The sequence below is a fragment of the Nocardioides sp. genome (assembly GCF_030655615.1).
GTDB lineage: Bacteria > Actinomycetota > Actinomycetes > Propionibacteriales > Nocardioidaceae > Nocardioides.
Genome location: NZ_JAURVJ010000108.1, coordinates 15,726 through 38,150, shown reverse-complemented (window position 1 = coordinate 38,150; position 22,425 = coordinate 15,726). Strand labels below are relative to the sequence as shown.

Genomic DNA, 22,425 nt, shown 5'->3' with positions numbered 1-22,425 from the left:
CCCGACCCTCGTCCCGCCGGCGGTCGCGGCGCGGGACATGATGGGCCCATGCGGAGAGTCCTGGCGACGTCGGTGGCGCTCGCGCTCGTCGTGCCGTCCCTCACCTCCTGCGCGCTGCTCGGCGGCGACGACCACCTGGGGGACGCCCTCGAGATCACGCCGGACAGCGCGACCCGGCTCGTGTTCCGCGACCGCGAGGCGATCGCCGAGCGGCTCGGGGTCGACGACGTCGAGGACGGCGCGAGCGAGGACGACCTGCGGCGCTACGCAGAGGCCGTCGACGGCGACCCCACCGACGCCGAGGACCTGCTCACCGAGTTCGTCGTGGCCATGCAGGACGCCGAGATGAGCGAGCTCGACGTCCGGTGGAGCGTGGGCGGTCTCGACGACGATGGCGCGTTCACGGCCTACCGGCTCGACGACGAGGTCGACCTCGGCGCGGTGGCCGACGCCCTCGCCGACTCCGGCTACGCCGAGAGCGACCTCCGCGGCCGGCGCCACCTCGTCCTCGACGCGTCGGACGACGCCAGCGGGCTCTACCCGTCGAACTGGCTCGAGGTGACGGTCGACCCCGACGAGCACCTGCTGGTCGTCGGCTCGGCCGAGGGCATCCTGCGGGTCGTCGACGACGAGGCCGAGTCGCTCGCCGACACCGACGCGCTGGACGACCTCCTCGACGACGCCGGCGACGTGCAGTACGCCCTGGTCGGACGGCCGCCCGCCTGCGGCTCCACCCGCGCCACCCCCGAGCAGCTCGAGGCCGCGGGCGTGGCCGACCTGGGCACCCCCGAGGCCACGGCGTTCGTGGTGTCCGGCGACGACGCCGAGCTGCGCGCCCGGATCGAGCTCGAGGACGACGACGCCGCCGAGGCCGACCTCGACGCCCGCCGTACCTATCTCGAGGAGGGCGACCTCGCCGCCACCGGCGAGCCGGTGTCCGACCTCGGCTCGTTCGACCTCTCCCGCGAGGGCTCGGTGGTCCGGGTCGACCTCGACCTCGACGAACCGACCGCGAGCCTGGCCGCCGCCCAGCAGCAGGACGGCTTCCTGGCCTGCACGCCCTGACCCGGCTCTCCGGGGAGCCGGTCAGTCGCGCTTGAGCCGCTTCGGCGCTGTCGGCAGGACGAGCGGCGGCAGCGCCGGCTCGGAAGGCTCCTCGACGTCGTACCAGCCGTCGTGCTCGTCGACCAGCAGCTCCAGGACGACCGCGGGGGCGTCGGTGACGACGGCCCACGGGTGGTCCTCGTCGTCGTCCTCGCCGGCGAGCCGCTCGCGCGTCACGTCGACGGCGTAGCCCTCGGCGGTGAGGCGCGAGGCCACCGCACGCGCGTCGTCCTCGTCGAAGAAGATGCCCCGGCCGCGGGTCGGGCCGATCACGGGAGCAGCCCCTTGAGCTCGCCGAGGAAGGGCCGGTCGGGCTCGAGCCAGTCGACCTCGTCGAGGTCGGCGGCGCCAAGCCAGCGCAGGCGGTCGTGCTCGACGGGGTAGGGCGTCCACACGGCGACCGTGCAGGTCGCGACGCGCAGCTCGTGGGTGTCGGCGATCGGGGCGCTGCCCTCGAGCCAGCCCGTCACGCTGACGTCGACCCCGAGCTCCTCGGCGACCTCGCGGACAAGCGCGGCGTCGCGCGTCTCGCCGTCCTCGACCTTGCCGCCCGGGAGCTCCCACCGGCCGGCGGCGGCCGCGGGCGTCGTACGCCGGCACGCGAGCAGCCGACCCTCACGCAGCACCGCGGCACCGACGACGACCCTCCTGCTCACGTCGGCGAGACTAGCCCGATGACCAGCCCGACGAGCGGTGAGGCAGGTGGCGAGGCGAGGGGCCTCTACCTCCAGCGCGTGGACGACCAGGCCGACGCCATCGAGGCGCTCGTCGCACGGAGCGACGGCCGGGCTGGGCTCGACGGCCTGCTCGGCGACCTGCCCCGGAGGCTGACCCGCTCCTGGGCGCCCGGGCGCGCCGTGCACGAGGCGTGGCGGCTCGACCTGCGCGACCAGCTCGACCTGCGGTGGTGGCCGCAGGGCGTGACGACCGCCGCCGACGCCGGCAGGGACGACACCCACGGCCGCCGGCTCGTCGTCATGTCGTCGTACGCCAAGAAGCTGCCGTGGGACGACACCAAGCACGGCTCACGGGTGACCGTGATGGACCTCGACTCCCTCGCCTACCGCCACGTCCTGCTCGTCCGTCCCACCGCCGACGGCGGGCTCGAGCCGCTGCACGTGCACGCCGGCGGCGTCGTCTGGCACGGCGAGCACCTCCACGTCGCCGCGACCGGCAAGGGCATGTACACCTTCCGGATCGACGACCTGCTCCGCGTGCGCGGCCGCGACGCGGCCTACGGCTACCGCTACGTGCTGCCCGCGAGGTGGCACTACCAGGCGCGCAAGGACGAGGGGCTCGAGGGCTTCCGCTACTCGTTCCTCTCCCTCGACCGCGGCTGCGAGCCGCCGGCGCTGCTCGCCGGCGAGTACACCAACGACCCCACCCGCACCCGCCGCCTCGCGCGCTTCGCCATCGACCCGACCACCGGCCTGCTCGAGACCGGTGACGACGACCGCGCCGTGCTGCAGACGCTCGGCGACGGACCCCGCCGGATGCAGGGCGCCGTCCACGCCCACGGCCGCCTCTACCTCACCGTCTCGCAGGGCCGGCGCGAGCGCGGCTCGGTCTATGCCGGCACCCCCGACGACTTCACCCACCACCCCCACGCCACCCCGATGGGCAACGAGGACATCGCCTACTGGCCCGACGAGGACCTGCTCTACTCGGTCTCCGAGCACCCGATGGTGCGGTGGTTGTTCACCATGAAGCGGTCCTGGTTCGACTGAGATCTGATCCTGGTCGTCCCGTTCGGCACGGTCCTTGCTGGCCTTGAGTCATTCGGGGTCGGGCTGTCCGCGCGCTTAGCATCCCGGGCCTCCCTGTCAAGGACGCCTTCGGCGCCGCTACGCGGTCGCTGCGCGATCCTGACAGCGAGCCTCTCCCGGGATGCTTGATGGCGCAGACAAGGGCGGGCTCCGCCGCGCCCTCGTCCATGCGCAGACAGCCCTCACGTGTCCCACCCGTCACGCTGACCCGACGTTTCTCCCGGTTCTCGTACGAAGCTTCGGGCTAGAACCGGGAGTTTCGTCGTAGAACCTCACCTTGCGGGCCTGGTACGCGGTCTTGGTCCGGATATCGGCGAGAACGGAGGTCGAGGCGGCCGGACGCGACTACCTCACCGTTGGTGCGACTTACCCGCCCGTATTCGGGCGGGTAAGTCGTGCTGCCGGTGAGGAAGTCGCCTCGAACTCCTCCCGACCCCGGCCGGCGGTGCGTCAGCCACCGAACAAGGCCCTCCGACTGCCCGGAACGGTGGCTCACGCACCCCCGCGTCGGGTCGCCGCGCGACACCTCAACCAACCGGACGCGGCATCCGCGCCAGCTGCCGCGACTGGGCGACGAGCCGTCCCGCCGAGTCCCAGACCTCGCAGTCCTCCTCGAACAGCCCGCCGGCCATGTTGCGGCTGGCGTGGGTGACGCGGAGCCAGCCGGGGGCGGGGACGGCGCGGACGTGGGCGGTGAGCTCGATGGTCGGGGCCCAGCCCATGGCGCCGTAGGTGAAGGTGACCGGGGGCAGGGCGTCGAGGACGAGCAGCAGCGACAGCGGGTCGGGCTCGCGGTCGTCCTCGAGGCGGAACCACGCCCGCATGACGCCGCTGTTGTTGGGCTCTCCGACGGCCCAGCCGACGTCGTCGGGGTGGAAGCGCATGTCGAAGCGCTGCAGCAGCGACGCGGCCTCGAGGTCGACGGGGGCGACGGAGTTGGGGACGCAGTCGTCGGGGGGCGGCAGGTCGGGGGGCGAGGCGGTCGTGCGGACGTCGTCGGCGCCGGCCGCGAGCCGGGCGAGGTCGCCGTACGTCGCGAGCGCACTGATCCGGGTCGCGCCGGACTGGCGCAGCTCGGCCGCGGCGGTGGCGACGGAGCCGCCCTCGCGCAGCACGCGGACGTCGACCTCGGCCGGGCCGGGGCGCGACGCGGAGAGGTAGTGGGCGCTGATCGCGAGCGGGTCGGGCTTGCCGGGGAGGGCGGCGCGGACGGCGCGCCCGACGGTGGCGAGGAGGTAGCCGCCGTTGAGGCCGCCGCCGATCAGCCAGCCGTCGCTGAGGTCGGCGTCCCAGCGACCCTGGTGGCTGTCGTCGCTGGTCACGGCCGTGGCGGCATCGAAGACGGAGGTCACCTCTGCCACGCTAGTGGTCGTGACGGACCGCGAGACGCGACGGCCCCGCTGGGTCTACGTGGGCGAGGAGATCGACCCGCGCTACTCGCTGGCCAACGAGCGGACGTTCCTGGCGTGGGTCCGCACGACCCTCGCGGTGGTCGCCGGAGCGGTGGCGCTCGAGTCGCTGCAGCTGCCGGAGCGGGACGACGTGCGCACGGTCCTGGTGCTGGCGCTGCTCCTGTTCGGGGTCGTGATGACGGTGTCGGCGTTCCTGCGCTGGGCCCGCATCGAGCGCGCGATGCGGCTGCACGAGCCGCTGCCGGCGTTCACGCTCGGACTGGTCGTGACGGCCGGGCTGGTCGGCACCGCTCTCGGGCTGGCCGTCGTCCTGCTGGGATAGCGACCGGCGGGCGCGCCCGGTGGGTCAGACTGGGGCGCCGTCCCCCCACCCTCCACCGGAGAACCAGTGTCCGCCGTCCTGCCTGCCCAGCGCAGCCGCCTGCCCCTCGTGGTCGGCCTGGTGCTGCTGGTGCCGGCCGTGGTGACGACGCTGATGCCCCACCTGGGCGACGGCTGGCGCAACGCGGTCTACGCCGCTGTCAACGGCGGCGCGGCCGTCCTCGGCATCATCGGAGCGCGGCGGCGCAGCGGGCCCGAGCGCGTCGTCGCGGTGCTGGTCGCTGCCGGACTCACCCTGAGTGCCTGCGGCGACCTCGTCTACGCCTGGGACGCGACCCGGCGCACGGTCCCCGACGCCTCGCCGGCCGATGCGCTCTACGTCGTCAGCGTGATGGTCCTCGCGTCGGCGCTCTTCCTGGCGGCGACCCAGGGGCCAGGCCGCGGACGCGACGTGGACGCCGTCATCGACACGCTCAGCGTCATCGTCGTCGCCGCCCTGGTCCTGTGGGACCTGCACGAGCGCTTCGTCCCGGGCGGCGGAGGGGCCGGCGGGCTCGGCCAGGTCGTGCTCACGATGTATCCGGTCCTCGACGCGGTCTCGTTCGGGCTGCTGCTGCGGGTGGCCTTCGCCCGGCGCCGCCACGCCTGGGGCGGCCTCTGGGTGGTCGCCGGCCTGGGCTGCTGGCTCGTCTCCGACGTGCTCGTCCTCTTCGAGGTCGCCGTCAACGCCGACGACCGGTGGCTCAACCTGGGCTGGATGCTCGGCGCCGTCCTGCTCGCGCAGGCGCCGTGGCCGCCGGGTGAGCACGGGCCCGAGACCAGCTCGTCCCACAGCACCACGGTGGGACGGGTGATGGTCGCGATCCTCCCGCTCTCGGTGCCGCCGGCCCTGCTGCTCTTCGACCACTCCGGCACCGACGTCACGCGCCCGACGATCCTCGCCGCGACCGTGGCGCTGCTCGCGCTCGCCGTGACGCGCACCGCCCGGCTGCTGCGCTCCGAGGCCCGGGCCCGCGACGAGGCGGAGGCCGCGTCGCGGGCCAAGTCGGAGTTCCTGGCCACGATGAGCCACGAGATCCGCACCCCGATGAACGGCGTCCTCGGCCTCACGTCGCTGCTCCTGGCGAGCGACCTCGACGACCGACAGCGGACCTACGCCGAGGGCGTCCAGAGCACCGGGCGAGCCCTGATGACGATCATCAACGACCTCCTGGACTTCTCGAAGATCGAGGCCGGCCGCATCGACACCGAGAGCACGCTCCTCGACGTGCGCCGGCTGCTCGACGAGGTCGCGGCCCTGGTCGTCGACCCGGAGCGCAGCGACGAGGTGCGGATCCGGGTGACGTGCGACGTCGGGCGCGTGCTGGGCGACGGCGCGCACCTGCGTCAGGTGCTGATCAACCTGGCCGCCAACGCCGTGAAGTTCACGTCACGCGGCGAGGTGCTGCTGTCGGCGACCGTCGGGTCCGACGACGCGAACACCGACACGGCCACCGACGACACCGCCACGGTCCGCTTCGAGGTGCGCGACCACGGCATCGGCATCGCCGAGGGCGACCTCGACCGGGTCTTCGAGCCGTTCGCGCAGGCCGACGCCTCGACCACGCAGGAGTACGGCGGCACCGGGCTCGGCCTGTCGATCAGCCACCGGCTGGTCACCGCGATGGGCGGCACCCTGCAGGTCACCAGCGTCCTCGGCCGGGGCAGCCGGTTCTGGTTCGACCTCGAGCTCGAGCGCGTGGCGGAGGTGCTGCCGCCACGCGTTCTCGTGGTCGAGGACGGCCACGTCAACCAGCTCGTGGCCGAGGGGATCGTCGAGCACCTCGGCCACGTCGTGGTGACCGACCCCGCCGAGCCCCACGACGTGGTGGTCGCCGAGGCCCGTCTCGCGGCGTCGTACGACGGGGTGGCGCCGGTCGTCGTGGTCGATCGACCGCTGCGGCCCGGCGACCTGCAGGCCGCGCTCGACGCCGTCCTCGCCTGACCGCCCCGCCCTAGTCGGACACCTCGACCCGCACCGTCGAGCCAGCCGGGACGACCGTGCCCGGCGCCGGCTCGACGCCCAGCACCGTCCCCGGCGCGGCAGCAGGGTCGGACCGTCGGACGACCTCGGCCACCAGGCCGGCGTCGTCGAGTCGCTGCAGGTAGCGGCCGTCGGTCCGCGGGTCGCTCGACACCGTCGCGAGGTCGGCGAACCCGGGCACCCCGGCGTGGTCGTGGAGGACGACGATCCCGGCGAGCAGGTCGTCGACGCTGGCCGGCGACACGGTCGACTGCGCGCGGAACACCACGCCCTGCTCGGGCAGGAAGACGCTCGCCCCGGTCACGGGACCGCCGCCGGTGGTCGGGTCGGGCTCACCGGTCTCGGTGGGCGAGCGCAGCGCCTCGGTGCCGTCGACCTCCACCGGAGTCCAGCCCCTGGTGTCGACGCCGCCCATGCTCAGGGACACCGTGTCCGTGTCGTCCGGGAAGACGGAGAACATCATGCACTGGGCGAGGGGCGGGTCGACGACGTAGGTGCTCTGCCTGGGAACGCCGTTGCACTCGACGTCGCCGGCCGCCCAGTCCTCGGGTACGGCGATCGCGGCGCCACCCATGCCGACGTAGACGTGGCCCGCGGGCGGGACGTCGGTGTCGGCCGGTGGCACCGCCGCGTCACGTCCGGTGTCGCGACCCGCGTCCCGACCGGCCCCGTCGTCGGGCAGCACCTGCACGGCGCCAGCGGCGGCGACCGCCACGACGGCCGCAGCGACGAGCCCACCGAGGGCGCCGCGGCGGCGCCGGGTGCGGGTGGCGGTGCGGGTCATGGAGTCGACCGGGGCCGGGCCGACGGTGACGTCGGCCGCGTGGTCCTCCAGCGCGTCCACCAGGTCGTGCTCGTTCATCAGGCTCCCCTTCCGGTCTGGCTGTCGGCGACGTCGGTGAGGACGGGGTCCACGGCCATGGCGGCGAGTGCCCGCGACAGCCGGCTCTTGACCGTGCCGGGCGCGACCCGCAGGGTCTCGGCCATCTGGACCTCCGTGAGGTTGAGGTAGTAGCGCAGGACCACCGCGACCCGCTGGTCGTCGGAGAGGTGGGCCAGCGCTCGGCCGACGCCGTCGCGGAGGTCGACCTGCTCGGTCTCGTCCGTGGCCTGCTCACCGTGGTCGGGCAGCGCGTCGGTCGGCCGCTCCCCGGTCCAGCGCCGGCGTCGGGAGTCGGTGAAACTGTTGACGAGGACGCGGTGGACGTAGGCGTCGCGGTCGTCGGCCCGGCGTACCTGGCCCCACTTGACCAGGCAGCGGGTCAGCGCGGTCTGGGCGACGTCCTCGGCCTCGTGGGGCGAGCAGCCGAGCAGCACGGCGGCCCGCACCAGGCGCGGCCAGCGGGCGGCGACGTAGTCGCCGAACTCGGCGTTGCGGTCGGTGCTCATGACTGGTGGACGCGCGAGGGGTCCACCCGGGTTCCGCCCGACCCCGGTGCTCCTACGCTGACGCCGTGGACAGCGCCCGCGCGATCGAGCACCTCCTCTACACGTACGCCGAGCGCGTCGACGCGGGCGACTTCGCCGGGGTCGGCGCGCTCTTCGAGCACGGCGCCTTCTTCGGCGTCGCAGGTGCCGACGCCGTGGCGGCGCTCTTCGAGCAGACCACGCGCCGCCACCCGGTGGCCGGCACGGACGGCCCCGACGGCCCGCACGGCCCGGGCACCCCGCTCACCCAGCACGTCGTCACCAACGCGGTCGTCGAGGTCGACGAGCCCGCCGGCACCGCGTCGTGCCGCTCGCGCTTCCAGGTGCTGCAGGCCACCGAGATCCTGCCGCTGCAGGTGATCGTGGCCGGCCGCTACCGCGACACCTTCCACCGCCTCGACGGCGCCTGGTGGTTCCGCAGCCGCCAGGCCCACCTCGACCTGGTCGGCGACGTGTCCCAGCACCTGCTCCCCGGTGCCCTGCCCTGAGCACTGCCCTGAGCACCGCCCTCAGCGCCCTCGGGCCGGCTCAGGACAGGTGGTGCACCTCCTGCAGGCCGTAGACCGGCGTGGGGATCCCCTCGTACCGCGCCTTGAGCTGCAGCGCCAGGTAGAGCGAGTAGTGGCGCGACTGGTGCAGGTTGCCGCCGTGGAACCACAGCGCGTCCTGCTGGGTCGGCTTCCACATGTTGCGCTGCTCGCCCTCCCACGGGCCGGGGTCCTTGGTGGTGTCGGAGCCGAGGCCCCAGACCTTGCCGACGGCGTCGGCGACCTCCTGGCTGATGAGGTCGGCGGCCCACCCGTTCATCGAGCCGTAGCCGGTGGCGTAGACGACGAGGTCGGCCGGCAGCTCGGTGCCGTCGGCCAGCACCACGGAGTCCTCCGTCAGGTGGTCGACCTGGCCGTGGGCGAGCTTGACCTGGCCGTCGGCCACGAGCTCGGCCGAGCCCACGTCGATGTAGTAGCCCGAGCCGCGGCGCAGGTACTTCATGAACAGGCCCGACCCGTCGTCGCCCCAGTCGTGGCGGAAGCCTGACGCCTCGAGCCGCTCGTAGAAGTCCTTGTCCCGCTCGGCCATCGCCTCGTAGGCGGGGATCTGGAAGGTGTGCAGGATCCGGTAGGGCAGCGACGCGAAGATCAGGTCGGCCTTCTCGGTCGTGACCCCGGCGGCCAGCGCCCGCTCGGAGTAGAGGTCGCCGAGCCCGAGGTCCATGAGCGAGTCGCTCTTGACGATGTGGGTCGACGAGCGCTGCACCATCGTCACGTCGGCGTCGTTCTCCCAGAGCGCGCCGCAGATGTCGAAGCTGCTGTTGTTGCTGCCGATCACCACGCACTTCTTGCCGCGGTAGGCGTCCGGTCCGGGGTGTGCCGAAGAGTGGTGCTGGTCGCCGCGGAACACGTCCTGCCCCGGCAGCTCCGGCACGTGGGGCTTGCCGGACATGCCGGTCGCGAGGACGAGCTGCTTCGGCCGCAGGGTGAGCGGCTTGCCCTCGCGCTCGACCTCGACGGTCCACTCCCCCGCCTCCTCGGAGTAGGAGGCCGACGTCGCGGTCGTCGAGGACCAGTACGGCACCTCCATCACCTTGACGTAGGACTCGAGCCAGTCGCCGACCTTGTCCTTGGGCGCGAACACGGGCCAGTTGTCGGGGAACTTCAGGTAGGGCAGGTGGTCGTACCAGACCGGGTCGTGCAGGCAGAGGCTCTTGTAGCGGCTGCGCCACTGGTCGCCCGGTCGCGGATGCTTGTCGATGACCAGGGCCGGTACGCCGAGCTGGCGCAGGCGGGCGCCGAGCGCGATCCCGCCCTGGCCGCCGCCGATCACCAGCACCTCGGGCTGCGTCGTCGACCCGAGCGACTCGGCCTCGGCCTGCTGCTTCTCGAGCCAGGTCTGGCGGTCCTTGTCGGCTCCGTGCTTGGCGCCCATCGGCCGGCGCTCCGAGCGCGGCTCCTCGTGACCCTTGAGCTCGGGCAGCGTGGTGAGGAACGTCCACGCCTTGGTGTCGCCGTCCTCCTCGACGAGCCGCACCAGCCCGTGGCCGCGGCCGACCGCGGTCTCGAAGTCGAACCACGCCGTGATGACCCCGTCGGCCTCGTCGGCCGGCTCGGCCAGACCGAACCCGCTCGGGTCGACCCGGTCGAGCACCTCGTCGAGCATCGTGGCGACCCCCTCGGGGTTCTCCACCGTCACGATGTTCCAGGTGAAGGCGACCAGGTCGCGCCAGAAGCTGGTGGTGGCGAAGTGGCCGGCGGCGGCCGGCACGTCGCGGGCGGCGAGCGCCGCCTCGAACGAGGCGAACCAGGCGGCGGCGCGGGCCTGCGGGTCGTCCGTGGTCACGGGAGCGTCGATCGTCTGCGTCATGTGAGCCAGGGCACACCCATCCGCGCCCGGCCGGAACCGTTGCACGCGATTGCGTCCCGCACCTCCCAACGGTTCCGCAACCTGGAGAGGGCGAGCATGATGTGACGAACACCACTCGTAGGGGTGAGCACCGGGGGAGGTCTGATGGCGGCGTACGGCGCGGTCGAGCCCGGCATCGACCTGTCGGTGCGCGCCCGCGAGCTGGTGCGGGTGCACGACGCGTTCCTCGGCGGCAGCAGCGGCGACAAGCCGCGCGACGTCGTCGCGCGGTCGTGGCGCCGGGTGCTCGCGATGGGCATCCACCCCGAGGGCGGCAACGCTCGTGACCCGTTCCCCGTCGACGAGATCGAGCGCCGCCGCCGTGAGTCGCGGCTCGGGCTGGTCGCCGACGAGCTGCGCCGGGTGCTCACCAGCGTCGCCGACGCGTCGCTGTTCCTGATGGTCGTCTGCGACGCCGACGGCGTGATCCTGTGGCGCGAGGGTGCGGCGCGGGTGCGGCTCGAGGCCGACCGGCTCGGCTTCTCCGAGGGCGCGACCTGGACCGAGGAGCGGGTCGGCACCAACGCGATCGGTACCGCCCTCGCCGAGGCTGCCCCGGTCCAGCTCTTCTCCGCCGAGCACTTCGAGCAGCAGCAGCACCCCTGGTACTGCACCGCCCACCCGATCCACGACCCGCGCACCGGCGACCTGCTCGGCGTCGTCGACGTCAGCGGGCCGGCGCTGACGCTGCACCCCGCGCTCGTGGTGCTCGTCGAGAGCGCCGTACGCCTCGCCGAGGCCGCGCTGTGGCGCCACCACCAGGAGGGGCTCGACCGGCTCCGCCGCGAGGCCGCCCCGCTCGTCGGCAACGGCCCGCTGCTCGTCGTCGACGACCACGGGTGGGTCGCGCACCAGTCGGGCGTGGCCGCGCGCGACCGGATCGAGGCGCCCCAGGCCGACCGGGCGGTCGCCGTACCCGGCCTCGGGCTGTGCCTGCCCGAGCGCCTCGCCCACGGCTGGCTGGTGCGGCCGGCGTCCGGTCCGATCGGCATCGTGGCCCGGTTGGGCGCCGACGGCGTCCTCGAGGTCACCTCGGGCGACCACGCCCCCTGGCGGACCACGCTGACCCGGCGGCACGCGCAGATCCTCGGCATCCTGGCCACCGCCGGGCCGACCGGCGTCGGCGCCGCGGCCCTCAGCACCGCGCTCTACGGCGACGCCGAGCACGTCGTCACCGCCCGGGCCGAGGTCTCCCGGCTGCGGCGGGTGGTCGGTGCGCTGGTCGCGACCAACCCCTACCGGCTGGCCGCCCGGGGTCTCGCTCGAACGGCCGTCCTGACCCGCGGATCCCCGATCCCCGCAACCGTCCGGCTCCGCGCGGCATCACACGTGGCATGAAGACCACGAAGCACGCCCTCCTGGCCCTGCCCGCGATCGCCCTGCTCGTCACCGGCTGCGGGAGCAGCACCGACACCCGGTCCGGCGCCGAGCCCGACACGCGTCCGGTCGCCGCCGAGCCGACGTCCCCCGCCACCGGGAGCGCCGTCCCGACCACCATCCCCGACGACCTCCGCCTGCCGCACGAGGGCCGCTGGGAGGTCAAGGGCAACGGCGACGACCTGTCCCCGATGCCCGGCATCTGCGTCGACCCGCCGCAGCGTCTGCGCGACCCGGCGCCGACCGACGGGCGGGCGTTCTACGAGTACGGCACCGACGCCTCCCCCAGCGAGTCCCTCGGGGTGTACGCCGACCCGGCGGCCGCGACCGAGGCGGTGGCCGACTGGCGCGAGGCGACCGCGACCTGTGGCGCTGCGGGCCCGCAGTCGCACACCGGCGAGCCCGTGGAGTGGTTCGTCCGCACGGCCACGGTCGACGGCGCCGACGAGGCCTGGCAGGCCTACGAGCTCAGCGAGGACGTCGGCGGCGAGGACACCTCGGGTCGCGACCCGTTCGTCACCGTGGCCCGCGTCGGCAACGCCGTCTACGTCGAGACGTTCTTCCGCCCGGGGCACCTCGACGACGCCGCGATCACCGCGTCCTCGGAGACCGGCGCGGCCTCGGTGGCGTCGTACCTCCCGGCGCTGGCGGTGTTCGCGTCCTGACGGCTCAGCTGCCGGAGGCGCAGGCCTCGGAGATCTCGGTGAGGTAGTCCTCGTAGGTGCCGAGACCCACCTCCGTACGCCGCGCGTCGACCTGGTCGGGGTCGCGCACCGGGGTCGCCGGCGTGGGTCCGTCGGGCCCGCAGTCGACCTGCGTGCCGTAGGTCTGCGCCTTGCCCCGCGCGACCGCGACCCGGTCCTCGAGGAAGGCCAGGTTGCCGGGCGCGGCCTGCCCGGCCTCGACGGCCGCGCGCAGCAGCCCGGCGGCCCGGGCCTGGAACGCCGGGTCGAGGTCGGCGTGCTGCGTGATCGTCCAGGCCGCCTCGGCGCCCTCCTTGCCCACGAGGTCGTAGCCCGGCCAGCCCCGCTCGGCGATGATCTCCTCGAGCCGGTCGGCGCGGTCCTGGTCGGTCTCGTCGTCGGAGTCGATGCCGGTGCGCTCGTCCTGGTCGCGCTGCAGCATCGCCACCAGCTCGTCGCGCAGGGCGGGGTCGCTCGGGGCGTCCGAGGCGGTCGCGGTCTCGACCGCCGTCTGTGACGGTGCCTCCACGTCGGTGGGCCCCTCGTCGCCGTCGCAGGCGGCCAGCGCCAGCAGGAGCGGGACGACGACCAGCCCCGCGAGGACCTTCATCCGCCCAGTGTGGTGTGGTCGCGCACGACTGGCAACGGCTGGCAGCGGCGCTCAGGCGGCGTCGGTGGACGTGCCGGGCGCACCCAGCGCGGTCGCGAGACGCAGGGCGTCGCGCGCCCCGTCGTGGCGCGAGCCGCGCTCGAGGGTCCGGGCGAGGAGCAGGGCGGCGTAGGCGTCGGTCGGCGACTCCGCGAGCACTGCTCGCGCGGCGGTCTCGGCCCGGCCCAGCTGGGCCGAGTGGTAGTAGGCACGGGCGAGCAGGAGCCGCGCGTGGGCGGTCCCGTGGCCGGGGCCCTCGTCGTCGGCGGCGAGGTCGGTCAGCAGGGTCTCGAGCGTCTTGGCGGCACCGAGGTAGTCCCGCAGGTCGAACTGGCGGTCGGCACGGTGGTAGAGCTCGTACGGCGTCATGTCACCTCAACACCCGGGCGGGGCAGGCATTCCCGCTCGCTAGCGGGCCTCGAGGACGCGCCGCAGGAACTGCTGCGTCCGCTCCTGCTGCGGGTCGGTGAGCACCTCGGCGCCTCCGCGCTCGGCGACGACGCCGGAGTGGAGGAAGAGGACCTGGTCGGCGACGTCCTGGGCGAAGCGCACCTCGTGGGTCACGATCACCATCGTCCAGCCCTGCTGCGACAGGTCACGGATGACCGCGAGCACCTCGCCGACGAGCTCGGGGTCGAGGGCGGAGGTGGGCTCGTCGAGGAGCACGACGTCGGGCTTGAGCGCCAGCGCTCGGGCGATGCCGACGCGCTGCTGCTGGCCGCCGGACAGCTGGGCCGGATAGGCCGTCTCGCGGCCGGCGAGCCCGACCTGCTCGAGCAGGCGGCGCGCCTCGGCCTCGGCCTCCTCCGGCGACTGGCCCTGGACCTGCACCGGACCCTCGACGATGTTGCCGAGCACGGTCTTGTGGGGGAAGAGGTTGTGGCTCTGGAAGACCATGCCGCTGCGCGCCCGGAGGTCGCGGATCTCCTTGCGGCGCAGGCCCTTGTCGCGAGGCAGCTCGCCGAAGTCGACCGCCGCCTCGCCGATCCGGACCACACCGGCGTCGGGCGTCTCGAGCACGTTGAGCGAGCGCAGCACCGTGGTCTTGCCCGAGCCCGACGGCCCGAGCAGCACGGTGCAGGTCCCGGAGGACGCGGTGAAGCCGACGTCCTCGAGCACGGCCGTGTCGCCGAAGGACTTGCGGAGGCCCTCGACCTCGATCAGGTGTCCGGTGGTGCTCATACGGCATACCTCCCCAGCTTCTTCTCGAGCTTGTCCTGGCCGATCGAGAGCGCGAAGCAGATGACCCAGAAGTAGAGCGCCGACAGGCAGTAGAGCGGCAGGAACTCGCCGGTCAGCGAGGCGGCCTTGTCGGCCTCGCGGAGCACCTCGGTGACGAGGACGACCGACACGAGCGAGGTGTCCTTGACCAGTGACAGCAGGGTGTTGGACAGCGGCGGTACGGCGATCCGCGCGGCCTGCGGCAGGACGATCCGGCGCATCAGCTGCCGGTAGGGCATGCCGATCGTCGTCGCCGCCTCGAACTGGCCGCGCGGCACCGACAGGATCGACCCGCGGATGATCTCGGCGGCGTAGCCGCCGACGTTGAGGCTCAGCGCGAGGCAGGCCGCGGGGAACCCGGGCAGCTTGATGCCGATCTGCGGGAGCCCGTAGAAGATGACGAACAGCTGCACGAGGAGCGGCGTGCCGCGGATGAGCGAGATGTAGAAGCGCGCCGGCAGGCGGAGGGCCTTGACCGACGACATCCGGGCGAGGGCGACCCCGAGGGCGATGGCCAGGCCGGCCACGAAGCTGATGATCGTGAGCGGGATCGTGCCCTTGAGGACGCCCACGAGCATGGGGCCTGCCGTGTCCTGGAGGACCTCCCAGGTGCTGCGACCACCGCCCGAGCCCTCGACCTCGACGTCCCCGCCGTCCTCCACCGAGACGTCGGCCTTGAAGTAGCCCTCGGAGATCTCGGCCAGCGTGCCGTCGGCGGCGAGCTTCTTGAGCGCGGCGTCGGCGCGGTCGCGCAGGTCGCCGTCGGCCTGGCGGAAGACCAGCGCCTGCTTGCTGATCTCGTCGTCGACCTGGCCCTTGATCTCGATCTCGGTCGAGCCGGTGGAGGCGAGGTAGTCGAGCACGGCGATGTTGTCGTTGACGACGACGTCGACGCGCCCCTGCACCAGCAGCTCGGCGGCCTGCGCGAAGCCCTCGACCGACTGCACCTCGGCGCCGGCGTCGCGCGCCACCTGGGCCCAGTTGCTGGTCTCGGACTGCGCCGCGACCTTGCCCTCGATGTCGTCGAGGGTCGTGATGTCGTCGGTGTCGGTCGCCGTGACGATGACGCCGCGCGAGAACGTGTAGGGCTCGGTGAACAGGTAGCGCGCCTCGCGCTCGTCGTTGATCGTCACCTGGTTGGCGATGACGTCGATCCGCTTGGAGTCGAGGGCCGGGAAGAGCGCGTCGAACGGCGCCTCCACGAACTCGACGTCGAAGCCGGCCTCGTCCGCGACGGCCTTCATGACGTCGATGTCGTAGCCGGTGAGGTCACCGCCGTCCTCATAGCTGAACGGCGGGTAGGTCCCCTCGGTGCCGACCCGCAGCACCGGCCGGTCCTGCTCGTCGCCAGCCGTCGCGCCCGGCGTACCGACGACGGCCAGGCCGAGGACGACGATCACCAGCGCTGCGGCTCGTGCGAGCCACGACCTCGTTGTCTGTGCTGTCACTGCTCCGCCTGCCTGGGACCCGAATATCTGGTGCGAACCAGTCAACTTACCTGACCACGACGTCGCCGGGGGTCGGCCGCGGTGGCCCGAGCCTCGCAGGTGCGACGCCGGTGGGTCTTCACCCACGAGCACGACGTCAGTCAGTCACGCGTCCGTAGACGACCACGGGGAGGCCACGGACCTCGGTCTCCTGCTCGACCCGCAGGCCGATCCTCTCCGCGACCCGCCGCGACGGGACGTTGGCGGGGTTGATGATGGCGACGACGTGGGTCTCGCCGACCGGCCCGAGCGCGAGGTCGACGCACGTCCGTGCCGCCTCGCTCGCGTAGCCACGGCCCTGCATCGCCGGGACGGTGTGGTAGCCGACCTCGAGGACCTGCCGGCCGCCGACCGGCTGCCAGGTGAGCCCGCAGTCACCGACGAACTCGCCCGCGTGGGTCTCGACGATCCACAGTCCGTAGCCGTGCTCGGCGTAGCTGCGCTGGCTCCACTCGATCCAGGCGAGCGCCTCGTCGCGCGTCCTGGTCCGGGGGTAGAACCGCATGACGTCCGGGTCGCCGAGCAGGTCGGCCATCCGGTCGAGGTCGGTGTCGGCCATCTCGCGGAACCGGAGACGTGCGGTGGGAGCCGGGATCACCCGGCAACGCTAGCGGCGTCGTGCCTGGCAGGTCTGGGCGTGCCTAGACGTTGAAGCGGAACTCCACGACGTCGCCGTCGGCCATCACGTAGTCCTTGCCCTCCATGCGGACCCGCCCGGCCTCCTTGGCCTTCTGCATCGAGCCGTGCTGCATGAGGTCGTCGAACGAGACGATCTCGGCCTTGATGAAGCCGCGCTGGAAGTCGGTGTGGATGACGCCGGCCGCCTCGGGGGCGGTGGCGCCCTTCCTGACCGTCCACGCACGCGACTCCTTGGGGCCGGCGGTGAGATAGGTCTGCAGGCCGAGCGTGTCGAAGCCGACGCGGGCCAGGGTGTCGAGGCCCGGCTCGGTCACGCCCATCTCGGCCAGCATCTCGCGGGCCTCGGCGTCGTCACCGAGCTCGACGAGCTCGGCCTCGAACTTGGCGTCGAGGAAGATCGCCTCGGCCGGCGCGATGAGGGCACGCATCTGGTCCTTGAGCGCCTCGTCGGCGAGCTCGTCGGCGTCGCAGTTGAAGACGTAGATGAAGGGCTTGGCCGTCAGCAGCGACAGCTCGCGGATCAGGTCGCGGTCGATGGAGGTCGAGATGATCGGCGTACCGCCCTCGAGCGCGGTCAGCGCCTGCCTGGCGGCGTCGAGGTTGGCGGCGAGGTCCTTGCGGGTCCGGGCCTCCTTCTCCAGCCGCGGGATGGCCTTCTCGACCGTCTGCAGGTCGGCGAGGATCAGCTCGGTCTGGATGGTGGAGATGTCGCTGCCGGGGTTGACCTCGCCGTCGACGTGGGTCACGTCCTCGTCGCGGAAGACGCGGGTGACCTGGCAGATCGCCGACGACTCCCGGATGTGGGCCAGGAACTTGTTGCCCAGCCCCTCCCCCTCGGAGGCGCCCTTGACGATGCCGGCGATGTCGACGAACTCCACGGTCGCAGGCAGGATCTTGGCGCTGCTGAAGACCTCGGCGAGCTGGGGGAGCCGCTCGTCCGGTACGCCGACGACGCCGACGTTGGGCTCGATCGTCGCGAACGGGTAGTTGGCCGCGAGCACGTCGTTCTTGGTCAGCGCGTTGAAGAGGGTGGACTTGCCGGCGTTGGGCAGGCCGACGATGCCGATGGTGAGTGCCACGGGGGGCGAGTCTACGGCGGTCGTACCCGCCGTCCGGCCCCGCGGGTCCGGCGCCGGTCGACCCGGCCCCGGGCACACCTCGGGCACAGGCTGGCAACAGGTGACGAACTCGTGAAGTAGCCGGAGAAACACTGGCGGGACCGACGTCCTCGCCTAGTCTGTGGCGGGGGCACCAGCGCCATCTCACCTGGATCTTCGGGACGGTCATGACCAGCAGCGGGCTCGAGCGGGCGGTCGCGGACGGCGACGTCGACGCGGTGCTGCGTGCGGTCTCCGGCCCCTCGGACGAGTCGCTCCGCCCCGGCGAGGTCGCTCTCCTCGATCGGGCGGCCACCCTCGTGGCCCCCGACGGCGGCCCCCTTCCCGTCGCCCTCGCGTGGCGTCTCGGCTACGCCCTCCACCAGTCGGGCAGCTTCGCCGCCGCCCTGGTCGTCTATGCGCGCGCCGACCACGACGAGCCCGACCCCGACCCCGTCGACGGGGCGTTCCTGCTGTCCAGCAAGGCGTCCTCGCTCTGGGCGACCGGCGACGCCGAGGCGAGCCGGGCCGCGACCGACGCCGCACTCGCCGCGGCCCAGGCCTGCGGCGACGACGCGGCGGTCGCGGCCGCATGGGTCAGCCAGGCACTGGTCTGCGTGCTCGAGGGCGACTTGGACGCCAACCTGGTGGCCTACGAGAAGGGCCTGGCCGCCGCCGAGCGCGCCGGCGACGTGCTCACCCAGGCCCGCGTCCACAACAACCTCGGCTCGCGCTGCAACTCCGAGGGTCGCTACACCGAGGCGCTCCCCCACCTCGACCGGGCGATCGCCCTCGCCGAGTCGGTCTCCGCGCCGCCGCCGGTGCGGGCCCTCAGCCTGATCACCCGCTCCGACTCGCTGCTCGGCCTCGGTCGCGTCGAGGAGTGCCTCGCCGAGCTCCACCTCGCCCGCGCCCTCACCCGCACCTCCGAGAGTCCCCTGCTGGGCCTGGCGGTCGTCGGCATCGGCGACGCCAACCGGCTCTGCGGCAACGCCACCCAGGCCGCCATCGCCTACCGCGAGGCCCTGGTCATCGCCGAGCGCACCGGCAACGCGCAGATCGCCGTGCCCGCCACCTCCGGCCTGGCCCGGGCCCTGGTGGTCGACGACGTCGACGAGGCCCTGGGGCTGGTCAAGCGGGCGCTCGACCAGCCCGCCGCGGTGGGCCAGGTCGACCCACTCCTGGCCGCGGGCTGGGTGTGCCTGGCGATCGGCAACCGCGACGACGCGGGCGAGTTCTCCCGGCTGGCGGTCCGTGAGGCCGGACGCCGCCACGACGCGCGCGGGCTCGCCGAGGCGCTCGAGCTGCAGTCGCTGCTCATCACCGGCCCCCGCGCCCTCGACCTGCTCGACGAGGCCGGGACCCTGTGGCGCAGCACCGCCAACGCGGTCGGGATCGCGACCAACCAGGCGCTGCGGGCCCGCGCCACCGGCGACACGGTGCAGGAGCAGGCGGCCCGGCGGCGGCTGCGCGCGCTCGGCGTACGCGACGACGCCACGCGGATCGCCGGTCCCCTCCAGGCCCTCGGCACCGCCGACCGCGCCCGGGTGAGCATCCGCACGCTCGGCGCGTTCGCCGTGCTCTGCGACGGCGAGCCGGTGCCGGCGTCGGCCTGGCAGTCCCGCAAGTCGCGCGACGCGCTCAAGATCCTCGCCGGCAAGCGCGGGCGGCCGATCACCCGCGACGCGCTGGCCGAGCACCTGTGGCCCGACTCCGACGGCAGCGGCAACCGCCTGTCGGTCGTCCTCTCGACCCTGCGGTCCGTGCTCGACCCGAAGAAGGCCCAGCCGTCCGACCACTACCTGCGCGCCGACCGCGAGGCCGTGCGGCTCGACACCGACCACGTCGAGGTCGACGCCGTCGTCTTCACCCAGACCGCCACCAGCGCGCTGCGGGCGCTGCGGTCGGGTGACCACGGCGAGCACACCGAGCCCGGCACCGTCGAGGAGCTCGAGCGGGCGGCGGCGATGTACACCGGCCACTACCTCGAGGACGACCCCTACAGCGACTTCACCGTCGACGTGCGTGACGAGCTGCTCTCGCTGTCGCTCGAGGTCAAGCGCGAGCTCGCGCTGGCGCTCATCGCCGGCGGAGACCAGCAGCGCGCCATCCCCTGGCTGGTCGGCCTCATCGCCGACGACCCCTACGACGAGCCGTCCCACCACCACCTGATCACGGCCCTGCACGAGGCGCGCCGCCACGGCGAGGCCCGTCGCGCCTACCGCTCCTACGCGGTGCGGATGAAGGAGATCGGCACCCCCGCCGCCGAGCTCGAGGAGCTGCTCACGCCGCGCGCGTGAGCTCGCGGTCCCCGCGCGCGACATGGCCGGACGACGTCCCGGACGAGCGACCCCAGCCGATACGGTTGCCGGATGCGGCTGGCCACCTGGAACGTCAACTCGTTGCGCGCCCGCATCGACCGGGTCGAGGCGTTCCTGCAGCGCCACGACGTCGACGTCCTCGCGGTGCAGGAGACCAAGGCCCGCGAGGACCAGCTGCCGCTGATGGGCCTGCAGTCCCTGGGCTACGAGGTCGCGTCCGCGGGCTACAGCCAGTGGAACGGTGTCGCCGTCATCAGCCGGGTCGGGCTCGACGACGTCGAGGTCGGGTTCCCCGACATGCCGACCTGGGGCGACCCCGCAGCGGCGGAGGCGCGGGCGATCGGGGCGACCTGCGGCGGCGTACGCGTGTGGTCGCTCTACGTCCCCAACGGCCGCAAGGTCGGCGACCCGCACTACCTCTACAAGCTCGACTGGCTCGGGCGGCTGCGCGAGGCCGCCTCGACCTGGACCGAAACCCCGACCGCCCTCGTGGGCGACTGGAACATCGCGCCGCAGGACGAGGACGTGTTCGACGTGGCGGCCTACGCCGACTCGACGCACGTGACCCCGCCCGAGCGGGCGGCGTTCGCCGCGTTCCTCGAGGACGGGTACGCCGACGTGGTCCGGCCCCACACACCCGGCCCGGGGGTCTACACCTACTGGGACTACTACCGGCAGCGCTTCGAGCGCAACCGGGGCATGCGCATCGACTTCGTGCTGGGCTCGCCGCCGTTCGCCGGGCGCGTGACGGGCGCGTTCGTCGACCGTGACGAGCGCGCCGGCACCGGCGCCTCCGACCACGCCCCGGTGGTGGTCGACCTCGATCTCGACGGTGGGGACCACGGATGACGCGCGACGAGCAGGTCCTGATCGAGGTCCTCACCGAGGCCGCGATCGAGATGCCGTGGCCGGAGGACTCCATCGAGGAGTGGCTGGTCCGCTACGCCCGGCGCGCGGTCGAGGGCCACGTCTCGGTCAGCATGCTGCCCGCGCCGCCGCCCGACGTGAGCCTGATGTTCGGGACGAGCACCTATCTCGTCGCCCGTCGCTCGCTCCTCGACACGCCGTTCAGCGACCTCGACCGGCGGCTGCTGGCGGCGCTGACGACGATGGCCACCGCGTCGCGGCACGCCGCGCGTCGCGAGGCCCGGCTGCAGCTGGCCGCGCACGCCGACGACCTCACCGGCCTCTGGCACCACGCCTACTTCCGCGAGCTGCTCGAGACGGTGGCCGAGACCCGCCTCGGCGAGACGCTGGCGGTGCTGTTCCTCGACGTCGACGGGATGAAGCGCCTCAACGAGCACCTCGGCCACCTCGACGCCGACGAGGTCCTGCGCGAGGTCGGCAGCCGGCTGCGCTCGGACGTGTTCCCGGAGGGGTCGTTCGCGGCCCGGATGGGCGGCGACGAGTTCGCCGTCGTCGTACGCCACCTCGAGGACGCCGGCCACCTCGACCGCATCGTCGCCGGTCTGCACGAGACGCTCCGGGAGCCCGTGACCGTCAACGACAACATGGTCTCGATCGAGGTCAGCATCGGTCAGTCCCTGTCGGTCTCCGGCGCCGACGACCCCGACGACCTGCTCCGCGAGGCCGAGCGCCGGATGCGCCAGGCCAAGCGCTCGCGCAGCCCCGACGCCCTCCCGCCCCGCTGGTACGACGACCGCACCGTGCTGCGCGACATGCTCGAGCAGGGCCGCGTCGAGGTCGCCTACCAGCCGATCGTCGACCTGCGGGTCGGCGAGGCCCTGGGCTACGAGGCCCTCGTGCGCGGCCGCCACCTCGAGTTCGGGCCCGTCTCGCCGATGATGCTCGTCGGTGCGGCCACCAAGCTCCAGATGCTCGACGAGCTGACCGAGGTCGTCCTCGAGGCGTCGATGGGCGTGATGGGCTCGGCCGCCGCCCAGCTGGGGCGCGAGGTGGCCCTCAGCGTCAACATCGAGTTCGAGCAGCTCCGCGCCGACAGCCGGCTGCTGCGCTCGCTGCCCGACCGGGTCCGCGGCAGCGGCGTCCACCTGATCCTCGAGATGTCCGAGCGTCACGTCGCCCGCTGGAGCCCCGCCCAGCGCGCCATGGCGGCCGAGCTCGCCGACGCCGGGGTCGGCCTGGCCGTCGACGACTTCGGCACCGGCTTCTCCGCCATCAGCCTGCTCACCGGCTGGGACTGGGAGTGGGTCAAGGTCGACCGCGCGCTCGTCGCCGACGCCGGCACCGAGGGCGGCCGCACCGTCCTGGGCCACGTCGCCCACATGCTCGCCGACCTCGATCGCACCGCGGTCGCCGAGGGCGTCGAGAACCCCGCCGAGCTCGAGGCCGTCCGCGAGTCCGGGCTCGTCCTCGCCCAGGGCACCTACTTCGCCCCGCCCGCCCCGGCCGAGTCGGTCCTCGCGCACCTGGCCGCCAAGGGGCCGACGTACCTGCCTGAGGGGTGAGCGGCGCGGGATGCGGTGGAGATTCACCGCTGCAGCGGTGGATCTCCTCCTTCTCCGACGAAACTTCGGCC

General features: G+C 73.3%; 22 protein-coding genes. 10 read left to right on the top strand and 12 right to left on the bottom strand.

Features of this window, described 5'->3' with window-relative positions; all coding sequences use genetic code 11:
* The first annotated feature begins 48 nt into the window (after nt 1-48).
* Entirely contained in the window at nt 49-1,065 is a 1,017-nt protein-coding gene (locus Q7T52_RS08960) for a hypothetical protein (RefSeq protein WP_304801580.1), read from the top strand.
* Nucleotides 1,066-1,086: 21 nt separating this feature from the next.
* On the opposite strand, the gene Q7T52_RS08955 is transcribed toward Q7T52_RS08960, so the two are convergent.
* Together Q7T52_RS08955 and Q7T52_RS08950 are read right to left on the bottom strand one after the other, a co-directional pair.
* On the bottom strand, nt 1,087-1,377 hold the full coding sequence (locus Q7T52_RS08955) for a hypothetical protein (protein ID WP_304801578.1): 291 nt from the start codon (nt 1,375-1,377) through the stop codon (nt 1,087-1,089).
* The gene (locus Q7T52_RS08950) at nt 1,374-1,760 is read right to left on the bottom strand and encodes a (deoxy)nucleoside triphosphate pyrophosphohydrolase (protein ID WP_304801576.1); all 387 of its coding nucleotides are present in this window, start codon (nt 1,758-1,760) and stop codon (nt 1,374-1,376) included. Before Q7T52_RS08950 ends, Q7T52_RS08955 begins: the two co-directional genes overlap by 4 nt.
* A gap of 18 nt (nt 1,761-1,778) precedes the next feature.
* On the opposite strand from Q7T52_RS08950, the gene Q7T52_RS08945 reads away from it, so the two are divergent.
* Complete coding sequence (locus Q7T52_RS08945) at nt 1,779-2,831, top strand: hypothetical protein (protein ID WP_304801573.1); 1,053 nt, start codon at nt 1,779-1,781, stop codon at nt 2,829-2,831.
* Between the two features lie 566 nt (nt 2,832-3,397).
* Here Q7T52_RS08945 and Q7T52_RS08940 read toward each other — a convergent pair.
* Nucleotides 3,398-4,222 (bottom strand): acyl-CoA thioesterase II, encoded by an 825-nt coding sequence (locus Q7T52_RS08940; RefSeq protein WP_304801570.1) that lies wholly within the window; start codon nt 4,220-4,222, stop codon nt 3,398-3,400.
* 19 nt (nt 4,223-4,241) lie between these two features.
* Between Q7T52_RS08940 and Q7T52_RS08935 the strand changes: the two genes are divergently transcribed.
* Together Q7T52_RS08935 and Q7T52_RS08930 are read left to right on the top strand one after the other, a co-directional pair.
* Nucleotides 4,242-4,604, top strand: a complete 363-nt coding sequence (locus tag Q7T52_RS08935; protein ID WP_304801567.1) for a YidH family protein — start codon at nt 4,242-4,244, stop codon at nt 4,602-4,604.
* Between the two features lie 66 nt (nt 4,605-4,670).
* Nucleotides 4,671-6,587, top strand: a complete 1,917-nt coding sequence (locus Q7T52_RS08930) for an ATP-binding protein (protein WP_304801566.1) — start codon at nt 4,671-4,673, stop codon at nt 6,585-6,587.
* Nucleotides 6,588-6,597: 10 nt separating this feature from the next.
* Here Q7T52_RS08930 and Q7T52_RS08925 read toward each other — a convergent pair whose 3' ends face one another.
* Complete coding sequence (locus tag Q7T52_RS08925; RefSeq protein ID WP_304801564.1) at nt 6,598-7,488, bottom strand: PASTA domain-containing protein; 891 nt, start codon at nt 7,486-7,488, stop codon at nt 6,598-6,600.
* A complete protein-coding gene (locus Q7T52_RS08920) occupies nt 7,488-8,015 on the bottom strand; it encodes a SigE family RNA polymerase sigma factor (protein ID WP_304801562.1) in 528 nt (175 codons plus the stop codon). Before Q7T52_RS08920 ends, Q7T52_RS08925 begins: the two co-directional genes overlap by 1 nt.
* Before the next feature lie 65 nt (nt 8,016-8,080).
* Between Q7T52_RS08920 and Q7T52_RS08915 the strand changes: the two genes are divergently transcribed.
* Entirely contained in the window at nt 8,081-8,542 is a 462-nt protein-coding gene (locus tag Q7T52_RS08915) for a nuclear transport factor 2 family protein (RefSeq protein ID WP_304801560.1), read from the top strand.
* Nucleotides 8,543-8,582: 40 nt separating this feature from the next.
* Here the strand turns inward: Q7T52_RS08915 and Q7T52_RS08910 are convergent, their stop codons facing one another.
* Nucleotides 8,583-10,412: an NAD(P)/FAD-dependent oxidoreductase gene (locus Q7T52_RS08910; protein WP_304801558.1), complete on the bottom strand. Its 1,830-nt coding sequence runs from the start codon at nt 10,410-10,412 to the stop codon at nt 8,583-8,585.
* Nucleotides 10,413-10,535: 123 nt separating this feature from the next.
* Here Q7T52_RS08910 and Q7T52_RS08905 point away from each other — a divergent pair, with 123 nt between their 5' ends.
* Both Q7T52_RS08905 and Q7T52_RS08900 read left to right on the top strand, forming a co-directional pair.
* The gene (locus Q7T52_RS08905) at nt 10,536-11,789 is read left to right on the top strand and encodes a GAF domain-containing protein (RefSeq protein ID WP_304801555.1); all 1,254 of its coding nucleotides are present in this window, start codon (nt 10,536-10,538) and stop codon (nt 11,787-11,789) included.
* Nucleotides 11,786-12,493: a hypothetical protein gene (locus tag Q7T52_RS08900; protein WP_304801552.1), complete on the top strand. Its 708-nt coding sequence runs from the start codon at nt 11,786-11,788 to the stop codon at nt 12,491-12,493. The genes Q7T52_RS08905 and Q7T52_RS08900 overlap by 4 nt, the downstream gene beginning before the upstream one ends.
* A gap of 4 nt (nt 12,494-12,497) precedes the next feature.
* Here Q7T52_RS08900 and Q7T52_RS08895 read toward each other — a convergent pair whose 3' ends face one another.
* From Q7T52_RS08895 to ychF, 6 genes are all read right to left on the bottom strand, one after another.
* On the bottom strand, nt 12,498-13,121 hold the full coding sequence (locus Q7T52_RS08895) for a DUF6624 domain-containing protein (RefSeq protein ID WP_304801550.1): 624 nt from the start codon (nt 13,119-13,121) through the stop codon (nt 12,498-12,500).
* A 51-nt stretch (nt 13,122-13,172) separates the two neighbouring features.
* A complete protein-coding gene (locus tag Q7T52_RS08890) occupies nt 13,173-13,529 on the bottom strand; it encodes a hypothetical protein (RefSeq protein WP_304801548.1) in 357 nt (118 codons plus the stop codon).
* A 39-nt stretch (nt 13,530-13,568) separates the two neighbouring features.
* Nucleotides 13,569-14,342, bottom strand: coding sequence for an amino acid ABC transporter ATP-binding protein (locus tag Q7T52_RS08885; protein ID WP_304801546.1), 774 nt, complete (start codon nt 14,340-14,342; stop codon nt 13,569-13,571).
* Nucleotides 14,339-15,781 (bottom strand): ABC transporter substrate-binding protein/permease, encoded by a 1,443-nt coding sequence (locus tag Q7T52_RS08880; protein ID WP_304801544.1) that lies wholly within the window; start codon nt 15,779-15,781, stop codon nt 14,339-14,341. Before Q7T52_RS08880 ends, Q7T52_RS08885 begins: the two co-directional genes overlap by 4 nt.
* 184 nt (nt 15,782-15,965) lie before the next feature.
* Nucleotides 15,966-16,466 (bottom strand): GNAT family N-acetyltransferase, encoded by a 501-nt coding sequence (locus Q7T52_RS08875; RefSeq protein ID WP_304801542.1) that lies wholly within the window; start codon nt 16,464-16,466, stop codon nt 15,966-15,968.
* A gap of 43 nt (nt 16,467-16,509) precedes the next feature.
* Nucleotides 16,510-17,586: a redox-regulated ATPase YchF gene (gene ychF / locus Q7T52_RS08870; protein WP_304801540.1), complete on the bottom strand. Its 1,077-nt coding sequence runs from the start codon at nt 17,584-17,586 to the stop codon at nt 16,510-16,512.
* A 206-nt stretch (nt 17,587-17,792) separates the two neighbouring features.
* Here ychF and Q7T52_RS08865 point away from each other — a divergent pair, with 206 nt between their 5' ends.
* From Q7T52_RS08865 to Q7T52_RS08855, 3 genes are all read left to right on the top strand, one after another.
* A complete protein-coding gene (locus tag Q7T52_RS08865) occupies nt 17,793-19,904 on the top strand; it encodes a BTAD domain-containing putative transcriptional regulator (RefSeq protein ID WP_304801538.1) in 2,112 nt (703 codons plus the stop codon).
* Nucleotides 19,905-19,976: 72 nt separating this feature from the next.
* Nucleotides 19,977-20,774 (top strand): exodeoxyribonuclease III, encoded by a 798-nt coding sequence (locus Q7T52_RS08860; protein WP_304801536.1) that lies wholly within the window; start codon nt 19,977-19,979, stop codon nt 20,772-20,774.
* Nucleotides 20,771-22,354: a bifunctional diguanylate cyclase/phosphodiesterase gene (locus tag Q7T52_RS08855; protein WP_304801535.1), complete on the top strand. Its 1,584-nt coding sequence runs from the start codon at nt 20,771-20,773 to the stop codon at nt 22,352-22,354. Before Q7T52_RS08860 ends, Q7T52_RS08855 begins: the two co-directional genes overlap by 4 nt.
* Nucleotides 22,355-22,425 lie beyond the last annotated feature (71 nt).